Source organism: Kribbella sp. NPDC056345 (genome assembly GCF_042262745.1).
GTDB lineage: Bacteria > Actinomycetota > Actinomycetes > Propionibacteriales > Kribbellaceae > Kribbella.
In genome coordinates this window covers 123,352-138,262 of sequence record NZ_JBHJQQ010000016.1, presented here as the reverse complement: position 1 = coordinate 138,262, position 14,911 = coordinate 123,352, and the positions used below count along the sequence as shown (strand labels likewise).

Annotated in this window: 14 protein-coding genes; 11 read left to right on the top strand and 3 right to left on the bottom strand. The window is 68.9% G+C overall.

Annotated features, from left to right (window positions below):
* Nucleotides 1-292: 292 nt before the first annotated feature.
* The 9 genes from ACFCV3_RS37050 (at nucleotide 293) to ACFCV3_RS37010 (ending at nucleotide 10,018) form a co-directional block, all read left to right on the top strand.
* Entirely contained in the window at nucleotides 293-1,201 is a 909-nt protein-coding gene (locus tag ACFCV3_RS37050) for a ParA family protein (RefSeq protein WP_376038685.1), read from the top strand.
* Nucleotides 1,186-1,551 carry a hypothetical protein gene (locus ACFCV3_RS37045; RefSeq protein ID WP_132407981.1) on the top strand — a complete coding sequence of 122 codons (366 nt, stop codon included), beginning with the start codon at nucleotides 1,186-1,188 and terminating at the stop codon, nucleotides 1,549-1,551. The genes ACFCV3_RS37050 and ACFCV3_RS37045 overlap by 16 nt, the downstream gene beginning before the upstream one ends.
* Nucleotides 1,552-1,553: 2 nt before the next feature.
* Complete coding sequence (locus ACFCV3_RS37040) at nucleotides 1,554-2,534, top strand: segregation and condensation protein A (protein WP_376038613.1); 981 nt, start codon at nucleotides 1,554-1,556, stop codon at nucleotides 2,532-2,534.
* Nucleotides 2,531-4,063 (top strand): SMC-Scp complex subunit ScpB, encoded by a 1,533-nt coding sequence (gene scpB / locus ACFCV3_RS37035; RefSeq protein ID WP_376038610.1) that lies wholly within the window; start codon nucleotides 2,531-2,533, stop codon nucleotides 4,061-4,063. Before ACFCV3_RS37040 ends, scpB begins: the two co-directional genes overlap by 4 nt.
* Nucleotides 4,056-4,790, top strand: a complete 735-nt coding sequence (locus ACFCV3_RS37030) for a pseudouridine synthase (protein WP_376038607.1) — start codon at nucleotides 4,056-4,058, stop codon at nucleotides 4,788-4,790. The genes scpB and ACFCV3_RS37030 overlap by 8 nt, the downstream gene beginning before the upstream one ends.
* A gap of 93 nt (nucleotides 4,791-4,883) precedes the next feature.
* Nucleotides 4,884-6,245: a Pup--protein ligase gene (gene pafA / locus ACFCV3_RS37025; RefSeq protein WP_376038604.1), complete on the top strand. Its 1,362-nt coding sequence runs from the start codon at nucleotides 4,884-4,886 to the stop codon at nucleotides 6,243-6,245.
* Nucleotides 6,246-6,296: 51 nt separating this feature from the next.
* The gene (locus ACFCV3_RS37020; RefSeq protein WP_376038601.1) at nucleotides 6,297-7,571 is read left to right on the top strand and encodes a GNAT family N-acetyltransferase; all 1,275 of its coding nucleotides are present in this window, start codon (nucleotides 6,297-6,299) and stop codon (nucleotides 7,569-7,571) included.
* Nucleotides 7,572-7,629: 58 nt separating this feature from the next.
* A complete protein-coding gene (locus ACFCV3_RS37015) occupies nucleotides 7,630-8,904 on the top strand; it encodes a GNAT family N-acetyltransferase (RefSeq protein WP_376038599.1) in 1,275 nt (424 codons plus the stop codon).
* Between the two features lie 142 nt (nucleotides 8,905-9,046).
* A complete protein-coding gene (locus tag ACFCV3_RS37010) occupies nucleotides 9,047-10,018 on the top strand; it encodes an FKBP-type peptidyl-prolyl cis-trans isomerase (RefSeq protein WP_376038596.1) in 972 nt (323 codons plus the stop codon).
* Nucleotides 10,019-10,059: 41 nt separating this feature from the next.
* Here the strand turns inward: ACFCV3_RS37010 and ACFCV3_RS37005 are convergent, their stop codons facing one another.
* Together ACFCV3_RS37005 and ACFCV3_RS37000 are read right to left on the bottom strand one after the other, a co-directional pair.
* Entirely contained in the window at nucleotides 10,060-10,515 is a 456-nt protein-coding gene (locus ACFCV3_RS37005) for a hypothetical protein (protein ID WP_376038595.1), read from the bottom strand.
* A 31-nt stretch (nucleotides 10,516-10,546) separates the two neighbouring features.
* Entirely contained in the window at nucleotides 10,547-11,647 is a 1,101-nt protein-coding gene (locus ACFCV3_RS37000) for a DUF3866 family protein (protein ID WP_376038593.1), read from the bottom strand.
* Between the two features lie 78 nt (nucleotides 11,648-11,725).
* On the opposite strand from ACFCV3_RS37000, the gene ACFCV3_RS36995 reads away from it, so the two are divergent.
* Both ACFCV3_RS36995 and ACFCV3_RS36990 read left to right on the top strand, forming a co-directional pair.
* Entirely contained in the window at nucleotides 11,726-12,682 is a 957-nt protein-coding gene (locus ACFCV3_RS36995) for a helix-turn-helix transcriptional regulator (protein WP_376038591.1), read from the top strand.
* The gene (locus tag ACFCV3_RS36990) at nucleotides 12,675-13,646 is read left to right on the top strand and encodes a helix-turn-helix transcriptional regulator (protein WP_376038589.1); all 972 of its coding nucleotides are present in this window, start codon (nucleotides 12,675-12,677) and stop codon (nucleotides 13,644-13,646) included. Before ACFCV3_RS36995 ends, ACFCV3_RS36990 begins: the two co-directional genes overlap by 8 nt.
* On the opposite strand, the gene ACFCV3_RS36985 is transcribed toward ACFCV3_RS36990, so the two are convergent.
* The gene (locus tag ACFCV3_RS36985) at nucleotides 13,643-14,833 is read right to left on the bottom strand and encodes a winged helix DNA-binding domain-containing protein (protein ID WP_376038586.1); all 1,191 of its coding nucleotides are present in this window, start codon (nucleotides 14,831-14,833) and stop codon (nucleotides 13,643-13,645) included. The genes ACFCV3_RS36990 and ACFCV3_RS36985 overlap by 4 nt on opposite strands.
* Between the last annotated feature and the right edge of the window lie 78 nt (nucleotides 14,834-14,911).

Here is a 14,911-nt window from a genome sequence, read left to right as displayed (position 1 = left end):
CGCAACGGGGTGATCGGCCTACCGTGGAATGCCGACCGGAAACCGCTCGACCCGGGTGCGGAGTGGCCGCTTGAGAGTGCTTGAATGCACGCTTACAGTCGCAGGCGTCGCCCGTATCGGTTGAAAGGTTTGGCGAGTCATGAACGAGTCGACATTCCCGGGCACCGAGCAGCACGATCTCGAGCAGTACGGCGCCCAGCACGGTACCGAACAGCCTCAGCCGGCGGCGACGCCAGCCGAACCCAGCGCGCCGCCCCAGCGCACCCTGACCCCACCCGAGAACTATGCGGCGATGCCGAGGCCCACGGCCAAGCTCACCGCGGAGGACCTTGCACCTGTGAGCGATCCCAGCGGCCCGCGCAAGATCGGGCCGACCGGCCGTCCGATGCCGGACCTGCCGGTACCCCTGCCGCCGACCAAGACCGGTCCGGCGCAGGTGATCGCGATGTGCAACCAGAAGGGTGGCGTGGGCAAGACCACGACCACGATCAACCTCGGTGCCGCGATCGCCGAGACCGGCCGCAAGGTGCTGCTGATCGACTTCGATCCGCAGGGCTCGGCCTCGATCGGGCTCGGCGTCCAGCCGCACGAGCTGGAGCTCTCGGTCTACAACCTGCTGATGCAGCGCGACGTCACCCCCGCCGAGGTCATCCAGCAGACCCGGGTCGAGAACCTCGACCTGCTGCCGGCCAACATCGACCTGTCCGCGGCCGAGGTGCAGCTGGTCCAGGAGGTCGCTCGTGAGTACACGCTGCAGCGCGTGCTCGAGCCGATCATCCCGCACTACGACATCATCCTGATCGACTGCGCGCCCTCGCTCGGCCTGCTCACCGTGAACGCGTTGACTGCCTCCAACGGGCTCGTGGTGCCGCTGGAGTGCGAGTTCTTCGCGCTCCGTGGGCTGGCCATGCTGACCGACACCATCGGCAAGGTGAAGGACCGGCTGAACCCGAAGCTGGAGATCGTCGGCATCCTCGGCACCATGTTCGACGGGCGCACCACGCACGCGCGTGAGGTGCTCGACCGCGTCGTCCAGGCCTTCGACGAGCGGGTTTTCCACACTGTCATCCGGCGCACCGTGAAGTTCCCCGAGACCACCGTCGTCGGCGAACCGATCACGACGTACGCGCCTTCGTCCCAAGCGGCCACGCAGTACCGCGATCTTGCCAAGGAGGTGCTGGCGCGTTGTCCCGCCGGGTGAGCCTGCCAGGTGCCAGTGAACTCTTCGGGGGTGCGGCACCGCAGCAGACCAGACCCGAGAAGCGCACCACCACTGACGGACCGGCGTCGAGCTCCGTACGTTCGCGTACGGCGGTCGCCGACGACCGGAAGTCCAGTGGACGGATCCGTCACGACACGAAGATCACCGTGTACGTGACGGAGGAAGAGCTGCTCGGACTGGAACAGGTGCGGCTGGCGCTGCGGGCCGAACACGGCCTCAGCGCGGACCGCGGCCGGATCGTCCGGGAGGCGATCGACGTCCTGCTGGCCGACTTCGTCGACCACGGGCCGGACTCGGTGCTGGTACGGCGGCTCAAGGCGTCGGAGTGACCGTGGCGGACTCCCTGCCCCTGGATATCGGCGCCGGCGGCGACGCCGTACCGATTGTTGCCGAGGGCAAGAGTTTTGAGGTTCACCTGGTGAACTTCGACGGCCCGTTCGACCTGTTGCTGCAGCTGATCAGCAAGCACAAACTCGACATCACCGAGATCGCGCTGTCGGTGATCACCGACGACTTCATCGCGCACATCAAGGCGCTGGGGTCGGAGTGGGATCTGGATCAGACGTCGGAGTTCCTGCTGATCGCGGCGACGCTGCTCGATCTGAAGGCGGCGCGGTTGCTGCCGAAGGGCGAGGTCGAGGACGACGAGGACCTGGCGCTGCTCGAGGCGCGGGACCTGTTGTTCGCGCGGCTGCTGCAGTACCGGGCGTTCAAGCAGATCGCTGCGCTGGTCCAGGAGCGGATGGCGCAGCAGGCCAAGAGCTTCCCCCGGTCAGTCGGCGTGGAGCCGCGGTTCGCCGAACTGCTGCCTGAGGTGCTGCTGGGGATCGATCCGAACGGTCTGATGCTGCTGGCGCAGAAGGCGCTCGCTCCGAAGGACAACATTCCTGAGGGTGTCTCGCTCGCCCACCTGCACGCGCCGGCGGTCACGGTTCGCGAGCAGGCGCTCGTCATCGTCGATCGGCTTCGCCGCCAGCGCAGTACGACGTTCCGCATGCTGGTCGCGGATTCGCCCGACACCGTGACCACGGTGTGCCGGTTCCTGGCGCTGCTGGAGCTCTTCCGCTCCGCCGACGTCTCCTTCGACCAGGTCACCCCGCTCGGCGAGCTCACCATCCGCTGGACCGGCCCCGACGACGGCGAGATCGCGGTCAGCGACGAGTTCGACGAAGAGAACCCGCCGCCCTCCGACGACGGCGAAGCCCCCACAGTCACCGACGAGGACTCCTTCCTCGAACCAGGCGACTCCCTGACCGAAGACCCTGAGGCCCCCGCCCAGCCCGAACCACCCCACGAGACGGTGCCCCAGTGACCGAACACCCCACAACCCCCACGGACGAGCACACCCCGCACGACTCTCCCGTGGACCCGACCCCCGAGCCCACGGACTCCCCGGCAGACGACTCCGACGTGCACACCACCTCGGACGAAGACGCGGCACCGGCGGACACACCCTCGGCCGCAGATGCGGAGTCGCTGGACTCGGACGAGAGCGACGTACAGGACGCCACCGCCACGGACTCCCCGGCGGACAGCTCCTCGTCGGACGACTCCGCCGCTCCCGAGCCCACCTCAGCCGTGGAGGGTGCGACTACCTCCGAGGGCGCTTCGCCGGGCGGCGCTGACGCGGATGCCGAGGGCGCTGCCCCGGTAGACGGTGGTGGGGTTGCGGGCGAGGGCGGTGAGCCTGTGGACGCCGGCTCGGTGGTTGATGCTGGTGTGGACGCGGTGGACGCGGTGGACGCGGTGGACGCGGTGGACGCGGTGGACGCGGTGGACGCGGCGCCGGGGAGCGGCGTACCGGACGCGGAGGATGCGGCGGGCGGGGAGCCGGGGAGCGGCGTACCGGGTGTGGACGGTGCTGACGGCGTCGCGGGGGATGAGGATCATTTGCCGCCGGGGCAGACCGAGGTGCCTGTCGGGGACGAGGTGGTGATCGATGACGACACCATGCGGCGGGCGATCGAGGCGATTCTGATGGTGACGGACGAGCCGTTGCCGGTGCTGACGCTGGCGCGGGCGGTGGGGCGGCCGACGGGGGACGTGACTGCGGCGCTGGCGGAGTTGTCGGGGGAGTACACCGAGCAGGGGCGTGGGTTCGACCTGCGCGAGATCGGTGGTGGGTGGCGGTACTACACGCGCCCGGAGGCGGCGGCGTTCGTGGAGCGGTTCGTGCTCGACGGGCAGCAGGCGCGGCTCACCCAGGCGGCACTAGAGACACTGTCCGTCGTCGCCTACAAGCAGCCGGTCAGCCGGGCGCGCGTCTCCGCCATCCGTGGTGTGAACGTGGACGGCGTCATGCGCACCCTGATCGCCCGCGGTCTGGTCGAAGAGGCCGGCGCGGACACCGAATCCCAGGCGACGCTCTACCGCACCACCTCGTTCTTCCTCGAACGGATGGGCATGCAGTCGCTCGACGACCTGCCCGAGCTCGCGCCGTACCTGCCGGACATGGACGACATCGAGGACGAACTCGCCGCCCAGTCCCTCCCCCCGGTCCCCGAGGAGGCAGCGGCCGACAGCACGCCGCCCGCCGAGCCGGACGAGGAGGAGACCGGCCCTCTCGAGAACGACCTGGCCCCACCTGCCGTCACCCCGAACGACCCCGAAGACGAAGACCCCGAAGACGACGAGCCCGAGTACGCCGACCTCCCGACCGAGCAGGTCGAGTCCGGTGAGCCCGCATCCGAGGCGTCTGAGGGTGAGCCGGTCCAGGAGGACGAGGCTGGGGATGCGCCCAGTCGGTGGTATCCGTACGACCAGACGGCCGAGGAGATCGGCTCCGCGGACGACGTACCGAGTAGTGAAACAGACGGAGAGTTGCGTGAGCGGGGTGAGTGACGACGAGGGTATTCGGCTGCAGAAGGCGCTGGCGCAGGCTGGTGTCGCGAGCCGGCGGAATGCCGAGATTCTGATCGAGCAGGGGCGTGTCGAGGTCGATGGCGCGGTGGTGACGGAGTTCGGGACGCGGGTGGACCCGGCGGTCTCGGTCATCCGGGTCGACGGTGAGCGGATCCCGCCGACCAGTGCGCACGCCTACCTCGTGCTGAACAAACCACGTGGGGTAGTCACCACGATGTCCGACCCCGAGGGTCGCCCGTGTGTCGCGGACTACGTGCAGGACCGTACCGAGCGCCTGTTCCACATCGGCCGGCTCGACACCGACACCGAGGGCCTGCTGCTGCTCACGAACCACGGTGAGTTCGCGCACCGCCTCGCGCACCCGTCGTACGAGGTCTCCAAGACGTACGTCGCCGAGGTCGAAGGCAACGTCAAGCCAGGCACCCTCCGCCGGCTGCTCGACGGCGTCAACCTCGACGACGGCCCCGCCCAGGCCGACGCCGTCAAGGAAATGTCCAGTATCCGCGGCCGCACCCTGATCCAGATCAGCCTGCACGAGGGCCGCAACCGCATCGTCCGCCGCATGTTCGACGCCATCGGTCACCCGGTCAAGCGCCTGACCCGCACCGCCATCGGCCCGGTCCGCCGCGGCAACCTGCACACCGGCGAACTCCGCGAACTGGACCCCAAGGAACTCGGCCAGCTCCTCGACATCGTGGACCTGTAAGCCCTTCCCGGCAGACCACAAAGGGATAACGCCCGGCGGCGGCGCGCCTGAGACAGCGCACGGTTGTCGGAGGCGGGACGTAGTGTGGTGGATGTGAACCGGCGAATCTTCGGACTGGAGAACGAGTACGGCGTCACGTGTACCTTTCGCGGTCAGCGCCGACTGACCCCCGACGAGGTGGCGCGGTACCTGTTTCGGCGGGTTGTGTCCTGGGGGCGGAGCAGTAACGTCTTCCTCCGCAACGGGGCACGCCTCTACCTCGACGTGGGCTCCCACCCGGAGTACGCGACCGGCGAGTGCGATTCGGTCACCGACCTGATCGCGCACGACAAGGCCGGTGAGCGGATTCTCGAAGGGCTGCTGGTCGACGCACAGAAGCGGCTGCACGACGAAGGCATCTTCGGTGACGTCTACCTGTTCAAGAACAACACCGACTCGGCCGGGAACAGCTACGGCTGCCACGAGAACTATTGCGTGAGCCGGCACGGCGACTTCGCGAAGCTGGCGGACGTCCTGATCCCGTTCCTGGTCACCCGGCAGCTGATCTGCGGGGCCGGCAAGGTGCTGCAGACGCCGCGCGGTGCGGTCTACAGCGTGAGCCAGCGGGCCGAGCACATCTGGGAGGGCGTCTCCAGCGCGACGACGCGGTCCCGGCCGATCATCAACACCCGTGACGAGCCGCATGCCGACGCCGAGCGGTTCCGCCGGCTGCATGTGATCGTCGGCGACTCGAACATGTCCGAGACCACGATGCTGCTCAAGGTGGCCAGCACCGACCTGGTGCTGCGGATGATCGAGGCCGGGGTCGTGATGCGCGACCTGACCCTGGACAACCCGATCCGGGCGATCCGCGAGATCAGCCACGACATGACCGGCCGCCGCGAGGTCCGGCTGGCCAACGGCCGCGAGGCGAGCGCCCTGGACATCCAGGGGGAGTACCTGTCGAAGGCGCGTGACTTCGTCGACCGCCGCGAGCTGGGTACGCCGACCGTGGAGCGCGCGCTGAACCTGTGGGAGCGCTGCCTGAAGGCGATCGAGTCCGGCGACCTGTCCGGGATCGAGCGTGAGATCGACTGGGTGATCAAGTACCGGTTGATCGAGCGCTACCGCCAGCAGAACAACCTCGGCCTGGCCAGTCCGCGGGTGGCCCAGCTCGACCTGGCGTACCACGACATCCACCGGCCGCGCGGGCTCTACTACCTGCTCGAGCGCCGCGGTGCGGTGACCCGGGTGGTCGACGACCTGCGCATCTTCGAGGCCAAGTCGGTACCGCCACAGACCACGCGGGCACGCCTGCGTGGTGAGTTCATCAAGCGGGCCCAGGAGCGCCGCCGCGACTTCACCGTCGACTGGGTGCACCTGAAGCTGAACGATCAGGCGCAGCGCACGGTGCTCTGCAAGGACCCGTTCAAGTCGCACGACGAGCGCGTCGAGAAGCTCATCGCGAGTATGTAGTCCCTGGCTAAATCGGGTGACCGGTCGGCTCATGCCCTCTACAAAGAGGGCATGACGATCGAGATCCGGCCGATCACCCGAGCCGAGGCCAAGGACTACCTGCGGGTGATGCCGTGGGCGAACGGATTCCCGCAGGAGGAGCCCGAGCCCTCGGCCTGGTACGCCGGCCGCGCGGCCAACCCGCCGCAGCGCAAGGCGACGCCCGACCAGCTGGACCAGTACGCCGACACCCTGCTGACCGACTGGTTCCGCCCACAAGCGGCCTTCGTGGACGGCAAGATCGCCGGCGGTTCCGCGATCGTGTCCGTCGAGATCACGCTGCCCGGCGGCCGCCAGGTCCCGATGGGCGGAGTCACCTCGACGGCCGTGCTCCCGACGTACCGGCGGCGCGGACTGCTGCGGAAGATCATGACCGCGATGCTGGACGACTGCCGGGAGCGCGGTGAGTTCCTGGCTGGGCTGAGTGCCAGCGAGGCGACGATCTACGGCCGGTACGGGTTCGCTCCGGCGACTTTCCAGCACCGGTGGGAGGTTCGGCGCACCGACGTTGCGTTCCGTACGCCGTTCACCGATCCCGGCAGCCTCGATCTGGTGGACGGCGCCACCGCTGCGGCGATTTGGCCGGTTCTGCACGAGCAGGTGCGGGCGATGCGCGTCGGTGAGGTCAGTCCGCTGCCAGGGAAGTGGAGCGCTCTCGCTGACGGCACACTGCCGGCGGATGGCTCCGGACCGGCACACCACCTGATCCACCGCGATGCCGCGGGCCAGGTAGACGGCGCAGCGATCTTCCGGCTGCCGTGGTCTTCGGATCCGGAGTACGCGGGCGAGCTGCAGGTAGAGGCGTTCGAAGCGCTCAACCAGGACGCCTACCGGGCGCTCTGGGGCCTACTGCTCGATTTCGACCTCACCAAGCGCGTGGTGGCAGCACGGCGGCCAGTGGACGAGCCGCTGCGCTGGATGCTGACGAATCCGCGCGCACTCAAGCTCACTCGGACGCGTGACAACCTCTGGCTGAACATCCTCGACGTACAGCGCGCACTGGAAGCCCGCACCTACGCAGCAACCGATGCGCTCGTTCTGGAAGTGGACGGCGTCAGTTGGCGCTTGGACGCGGCTACCGACGGAGCAGCCTGTACGGCGGCGCCGGGTGAGCCTGCGGACATCAGCCTGACCATCAACGAGCTGGGATCGCTGTACCTCGGCGGAGTCCGGGCCAGTGAGTTCCGTGACGCCGGACGGCTCACAGAGCACACCAGTGGTGCGGTGTCCCGGCTGGATGCGCTGTTGCGACCGGACCGCGCCCCGCACAACGCAGTGGGCTTCTGAACGGCCCGAAGGGGCAAAGCAAAGTGCGAGGCCGGTCTCGGACGCCTATACAGGTGAGATGACGATCGAGACCCGGCCGATCACCCAAGGCGAGGCCGTCGAGTACCTGCGACTGACTCCGTGGGTCAGCGGCTTCCCGCAGGAGGACCCCGAGCCAGTCGCCTGGTACACGGGTCGCGCCGCCTACCCGCCGCTGGTGCCGCCCACCGCCGAGCAGTTGGAGGGGTACGCCGCTGGGCTGCTGACCGACTCGTACCGCCCGCAGGCCGCATTCGTCGACGGCAAGCTGGCAGGCGGTTCCGCGATCGTGCCGGTCGAGATCACCCTGCCCGGTGGCCGGCAGGTCCCGATGGGCGGAGTCAGCTGGACGGCGGTGCTCCCGACGTACCGGCGGCGCGGACTGCTGCGGCAGATGATGGGCGCGCTGCTGGACGACTGCCGCGAGCACGGTGAGTTCCTGGCTGGCCTCAGTGCGAGTGAGGGCACGATCTACGGCCGCTACGGCTTCGGTACGGCGACCTTCCAGCACCGGTGGGAGGTTCGGCGTACCGACGCTGCCTTCCGTACGCCGTTCTCCGATCCCGGCGGGCTTGAGCTGGTGGACGGCGCTACCGCTGCGGCGATTTGGCCGGTTCTGCACGAGCAGGTGCGGTCACAGCGCGTCGGGGAACTCAAAGCGCAGCCAGGCAGGTGGGACGGGCTCGCTGCGGGCAGACTGCCGGCCGACGGCGGCGGACCATCGCACCACCTGGTGCACCGCGACGCTGCGGGCGAGGTGGACGGCACAGCGACCTTCCGGCTGCCATGGTCACCGGACCCCGACTATGCGGGCGAGCTGCAGGTAGGGGCCTTCGAAGCGCTCAACCCCGAGGCCTCCCGGGCGATGTGGGGCCTACTGCTCGACTTCGACCTCACCAAGCGCGTGGTAGCAGCAAGGCGACCGGTAGACGAGCCACTGCGCTGGATGCTCGCGAATCCGCGGGCACTCAAGCTTGCCCGAACGCGTGACAACCTCTGGCTGAACATCCTCGACGTACAGCGCGCACTAGAGGCCCGCACGTACGCAGCAACCGATGCGCTCGTCCTGGAGGTCGACGGCGTCAGCTGGCGCCTGGACGCATCCCCGGACGGAGCAGCCTGTACGGCGGCGCCTGGGGTAGCCGCGGACGTCAGTCTGACCGTCAGCGAACTGGGATCGCTGTATCTGGGCGGCGTCCGCGCGAGTGAGTTCCGCGACGCCGGACGGATCACAGAGCACACCAGTGGTGCGGTGTCCCGGCTCGACGCTCTGTTGCGGGCAGACCGCGCTCCGCACAATGCGATGGCCTTCTGAGCGGCGTGACTGTACGTGGTGTGACCCAATGGTGACGCAGGTGGCGGCTGGTGAGGTTGCGTGTGCAGGCTAGGGTGGTCCGCGTTGTTGCCCGTCGATCGAATGGCGCAGACCGCGCCGGGATGTTTCGAGGTGCTGGTTCGTGCGCAAGTTGCTGAGTCTGGTCGCAGTCGTGGCCTTGGGGTCGTCGATGGTGGCCTGCGGTTCCGAGAAGAAGTCCGAGTTCGGAGCCGGTGGGATCAAGGTGACGTCGGAGTTCGGTCAGAAGCCGACCATCACGCACCGCGAGGGTGAGCCGGACAAGACCCTGGTGACCGAGGTCCTCAAGGAGGGCGACGGTCCCGAGGTGAAGAAGGGTGAGCTGCTCACCGCGAACTACCTCGGCCAGATCTGGCGCGACGGCAAGGTCTTCGACAACTCCTACGACCGCGGTGCGCCGTCGTCGTTCCCGATCGGCGTCGGTGGCGTCATCGGCGGCTGGGACGAAGGGCTGGTCGGCAAGAAGATCGGCAGCCGCGTGATGCTCTCCATCCCGTCCGACAAGGGATACAAGGAGAAGGGCAACGAGCAGGCCGGGATCAAGGGTGACGACACGCTGATCTTCGTCGTCGACCTGGTCGGTTCGGCCGCGAACGACACCAAGCTGGACGCGGAGCCGGCCACCTCGGCGAACACCAAGATCAAGGTCACCGGTGAGCTGAACGGCGAGCCCAAGGTCAGCGTTCCGGCCGGCACCAAGCCGCCGGCGAAGCCGGGCAAGCCGGTCGTGGTCGCGCTCGGCAAGGGCAAGCCGGTCGAGAAGGGCAGCCAGCTGATCGGCCGCTACGTCGTCTTCGACTACACCGGCAAGAAGCAGGCCAGCACCTGGGACGGCCAGCCCGCCAGCCAGAGCGGCCCGGCCCAGCCGGGTGCGCCGACGGACCAGCTGCAGGTCGGCCCCGGCCCGGGTGGTCAGGCCGGTGCCCTCGACGGCATCGCCGGTATCCCGGTCGGCAGCCGCGTGCTGGTCGAGCTCCCCGCGACCAAGGACGCCAAGGGCAAGGCGGTGAACGCGTTCGCGGTCATCGACATTCTGAACGCCTTCCCGGCCCCGAAGCAGCAGCCGGGCCAGTAGTTCCCCGGTAGTTCTGCAGGCCGTCTGACCGCACGCTGCGGTCAGACGGCCTTTGCGTTGCGGAACCAGCGGTTGGTCTCCGGATGGAAGGTCAGTGCGAGTGCGGTCAGCAAGGCAGTGAGATGAACGCTGCGGAGCAACGCGGCGAGCAGGAACTGCGGGGACCAGTCGAGGCCGGCCAGGTCGTGGTCGAGCAGCCAGGTCACCGGTTCCCAGAGCAGCGACGTGAGGCCGACCGTGCCAAGCAGGCCGGTCAGCACGTAGCGGGACCACCTGACCCCGTGCTGGAAGTAGCGGTCGATGACGACGAACAGACCGCCGTACACGAGAGCTCTGATGGCGACCTGCGCGGCGATCGCCGGCATGGCGACGCCGTCTCCGATCGCACCGACGACTCCGATGACCGACTCGGCCACTCCGGCGCAGACCGCGAGCAGCCACATCAGGGTGGCCCACCGCGCGGTCAGCGGTGCTTGGGGGCGTACGAGAACTGTCATGCTCCAAGGCTGATCCAGTACGGCGTCGAACTCAGGAGTACTGCGACCCCAGTCCGGGTGGTGGTATGTCCACCAGTCTGGCCGCGTGACGACCCGCAGCGGCCGCTGCCTCGAAGTACGCGCGGTCCTCATCGAGCGAGCGCCCCATGGTCGACAGCTTGACCGGTGCGGCCAGCATGGCGTCGTACAGACCGCCCACACCGATCCGTACGACGCGGTGGCGGGCCTTGAGCGGTTCGGCGGCGTCGCGGACCGCATCGCCGAAGTCACCGTCCAGATCCGGTACGACGACGTCCGCCGGCTGCAGTGCGACCCGGCCGTACGCGGTGAGGCTGTGATGGGAGATCCCGCGATGCCGGGGACGCGGATCGGCCTCGGAGATGCGCAGCGATGCCACAGCGCGCCCGCCGAGCGTCTCGACCGCGTTGACCGCCTCACCGGACTGCACGCCACTGAAACCCCAGCGCGTCCCAGTGCCCAGGTTGCCCGGTCCCTGCGTCAGTACGACGAGCTCCGCCGCCAGCACGTGTACAGCGGTCAGCAGCCCGGTGTGAACCGTGACCGCCTCCCGGTCGCCGCCGTACGCCTGCCCGACGGTCACTGTGCTGCTCAGCCAGCCGGCCTCGCGCAGCGCTGCCACACTCCGCGAGAAGGCGATTGGCAGCGCACCCCCGTCGGTCATCACGTAGACGACCCGAGTGTTCGGCCGCGCCTCGTACACCCCGGCCAGTACGGCGGGCAGTGCGGAGTGCAGGTCCGCCACGACCACCGGCGTACCGAACAGGTCGTCCGCATCGCGCAGTACGTCGTGGTCCGGCGACTCCTGGTCGTCCGCCCCCATCACCATCGTCTGCAACGGCGTGTAGCGCGCCTTCACCAGATGGCCGCCCTCCGGCGGGTCCTCCGGCAGCCGGTCCGGCAGTGCCACCACCAGTGCGTAGCCGCCGGTCCCGAGTCCCTTGTCGAGCGCACTGACGTTCAGCAGCACGCGGTCACCCGCGACCGGCGTACCGACCAGCTCCGGGTAAGCCAGCGCACGCACCCGCTGCGCACCGACCTCCACGATCAACTCGACCGCACCGGCCCAGCTCCGGCCCACCTGCGACACCACGCCATCACGCCACCGAATCACACGCCGACCCTAGTCGGTCCGAACACCTGTTCGGTGGGGGAGGAGGGTTTTGGCCGGGTGAGGCCGTAAGGTGGTCGGGTGTCGGCGCGGAAGAGTGAGCGACTGCTCAACGTGGTCATCTGCCTGCTGGTCGCGCGCACCTACGTGACCAAGGAGCGTATCCGCGAGGTCGTCGAGGGGTACGCGGGCCAGACCGACGATGCCTTCGAGAAGATGTTCGAGCGCGACAAGGACGAGCTGCGCGATCTCGGCATCCCGATCGAGATGGGCACGATCGACAAGTTCTTCTCCGACGACGTCGGCTACCGGATCCGCCGGGACGTCTTCGAGCTGCCCGAAGTGCACCTGGAGCCGGACGAGGCCGCCGTACTGGGCGTTGCCGCGCGGGTCTGGCAGCACGCTGGGCTGTCCGAGGCCACCACGTCGGCTGTGCTCAAGCTGAAGGCAGCTGGTATTCAGACCGACCAGTCCGCGCTGAGTGCGATCGAGCCGCATGTCGGAGCGTCGGAGCCTGCCTTCGACACCGTCTGGGCTGCTGTCGTCAGCCGGACCGCAGTGCGGTTCCAGTTCCTGCGCAGTGGCGCTACCGAGTCCATGACGCGGACGCTGGAGCCCTGGGGCATCGTGTCCTGGCACGGCCGTTGGTACGTCGTCGGCCGCGACCGTGATCGCGAAGCGACCCGCATGTTCCGGCTGTCCCGGATCGGTGGCGACGTGAAGACGGTCGGCGAGGCAGGGGCGTTCACGGTCCCTGAGGGCACCGATCTGCGCTCCCTGGTCTCAGAGCTCGCTCCGCCGCGTCCGACGTCGGAGGCGAAGGTCCGGGCGCGGACCGGCTCGTGTGTGAGCCTGCGCCGCCGTGCCAACGCCATCGAGCCGTACGAGGAGGGCTGGGACCTGCTCCACGTCCCGTACGCCGATTCCGCCGTGCTGGCCGAGGAGATCGCGTCGTACGGACCGGATGCCGTGGTCGAGGGCCCTGGTGACGTGCTGGACGGTGTGCTGTGGCGACTCCGGACGGTGGCCGGTGTCTAACGCACGTGATCAGGTGCAGCGCCTGCTCGCCCTGGTGCCGTACCTGCGGGAGAACGACGGAGCCCGGGTCGACGACGTCGCCAAGGAGTTCGGTGTCCGGCCGAAGCAGATCCTCGCGGATCTGAAGGTGTTGTGGTTCTGCGGTCTGCCGGGTGCGCAGATGGGCGATCTGATCGAGATCGACATCGAGTCCGCCGAGGGCGAAGGCGTCATCCACATCAACAACGCCGACTACTTGGCTCGGCCGCTGCGGCTGGCGGCCGACGAGGCGCTCGCGCTGCTGACCGCACTGCGGACGCTGCGCGAGGTGACTGCCGGTCACGACCGGGATGCGGTCGACCGGGCGATCGCCAAGCTGGAGCAGGCCGCCGGTGAGGCGGCCGCGGCCCATGAGGGTTCTGCGGCCCATGTGCACGTCGAGCCGACCAGACCGGAGATCGCTGAGACGGTCAACCGGGCGCTGGCTGGGAAAAGGCGCCTGCACCTGACGTACGACGTACCGTCGCGGGACGAGACCACTGAGCGGGATGTGGACCCGATGCGGCTGGTCGTGTCCGACGGGCGCAGCTATCTGGAGGCGTGGTGCCGGCTGGCGGAGGACGTGCGGCTGTTCCGGCTGGACCGGATCGCTGCCGTCAAGCTGCTCGATCTGCCGAGTGAGCCGCCGCCGGAGGCGACCCCGCGCGACCTGTCGAACGGTATGTTCCAGCCGTCCGAGCGGGACCTGCTGGCCACGATCCGGCTCGCGCCCCCGGCCCGCTGGGTCGCGGAGTACTACCCGAACGAGTCGGTCGAGGAGGGCCTCGAAGGCTCACTCGTCGTCAAGCTCCGGGTCGCTGACATCGCCTGGCTGCAGCGTCTGGTGCTCCGCCTCGGCGGTGCGGCGACTGTGCTCGATCCGCCCGACCTGAGCAGTCAGATCGCCGAAACGGCCCGCGAAGCTTTGTCGGCGTACGACCTCTAGCCCTGGCTGAGCTGTCGCTCCAGCGGGACCCGGAAGCGGGGTGTGACGCGGACGCCGGCCAGCCAAGTGGTCCACCGGGCTGCCTCGGCCTCGACCAGCTCCTCGGTCTCCCGACCGACGTCCTCGAGGAGCTCGAAACGCACCTCACCGGACTCCGGCTGACCCCAGCCGCCGATGATCCGGCCGTCTGCCCAGACTGTCGGCCCGATGTTGCCGGTGGTGTCGAAGAGCCTCGCCTTGTGCGCACCGAGGTACCAGCCGCGGTCCTTCCACCCCATCGGCGTCGGGTCGAGCGCAGGCAGGAACGCCACCCACGGCTCGACCGGGACCTCAGGCTCCTCGTCACCAGGCAGCACATAGCCGACCTGACCGTCCAGATCGACCGCTACCGCCTCCACTGCAGCCAGAGCCTTCTTGGTCTGGCCGCCTGTCCACCCGGCCCACCACTGCAGGTCAGCAGCCGTCCCAGGACCGAACGACGCCAGCCAGGCTCGTGCCAGTGCTACTCGGGCCTCCTCGGCCACCGGCTTGTCGCCCAGTCCACCGGCCAACCAGTCCTCCGCAGGAGACCACTGGTGCTGACTGCTCAGCCAGGTGCCGAGTGGCCGGCCGCGGACGATCCGGCCCTCGACCGCCAGCTGGAACAGCACCCGGCTGGTCACGTACGGCGCGGCGGCGTACGCCTTGCCCTCAGCCATGTTGAGCCGGGTCCGCAGCCGAGGCTCGTCGGCTGACAGCTCCTGCGCGGTGGCTGAACCACGCAGCGCCAGTGCGGTCGCGGTGGACTCCTCGACGGCCCGCAGCCACGTGCCGCAGGACTCGGCGTCACCGGCCACTCCGGCCTCGGTGAGGTGCTTGACCAGCAGTTTGCGCTGCTTGACCGCAATGTCGTCCGCACAGGCCGCCTGGACGATCGGCCCGAACGACGTCGGTACGACGAACACTGTGCGGCGCATCCCGAGCATCCGGATCAGCGAGCGCTCGTCGTACAGGGCACGCTCTGTAGCGGCGACGTCACTGCCAGGCACTCTGGCGGCGACCGACAGGTGCACGGTGGCCGGATCCGTGGCGTGCAGCGCGACCATGGCCGCGGCCGCCTCCGCCGCATCTGCCGCCTGGCTCGACGCTGCGAGCCGGTGCCGGCGCCCGATCCGCGCCCGCCGCTCCTCGACCCCGATCTGCCGCATTCCGTCCCCTCACCTGCCTGCCGGACACCTGGTTTTACCATCACGTTCCGACACCGTTGTCGGCCGGGACGCCCCGGG

Coding starts and splice junctions, on each gene's coding strand:
- ACFCV3_RS37015 (WP_376038599.1), top strand. CDS start 7,630: ATGACGATCGAGACCCGGCCGATCACCCAAGGCGAGGCCGTCGAGTAC.
- ACFCV3_RS36985 (WP_376038586.1), bottom strand. CDS start 14,833: ATGCGGCAGATCGGGGTCGAGGAGCGGCGGGCGCGGATCGGGCGCCGG.
- ACFCV3_RS37020 (WP_376038601.1), top strand. CDS start 6,297: ATGACGATCGAGATCCGGCCGATCACCCGAGCCGAGGCCAAGGACTAC.
- ACFCV3_RS37005 (WP_376038595.1), bottom strand. CDS start 10,515: ATGACAGTTCTCGTACGCCCCCAAGCACCGCTGACCGCGCGGTGGGCC.
- ACFCV3_RS37050 (WP_376038685.1), top strand. CDS start 293: ATGCCGAGGCCCACGGCCAAGCTCACCGCGGAGGACCTTGCACCTGTG.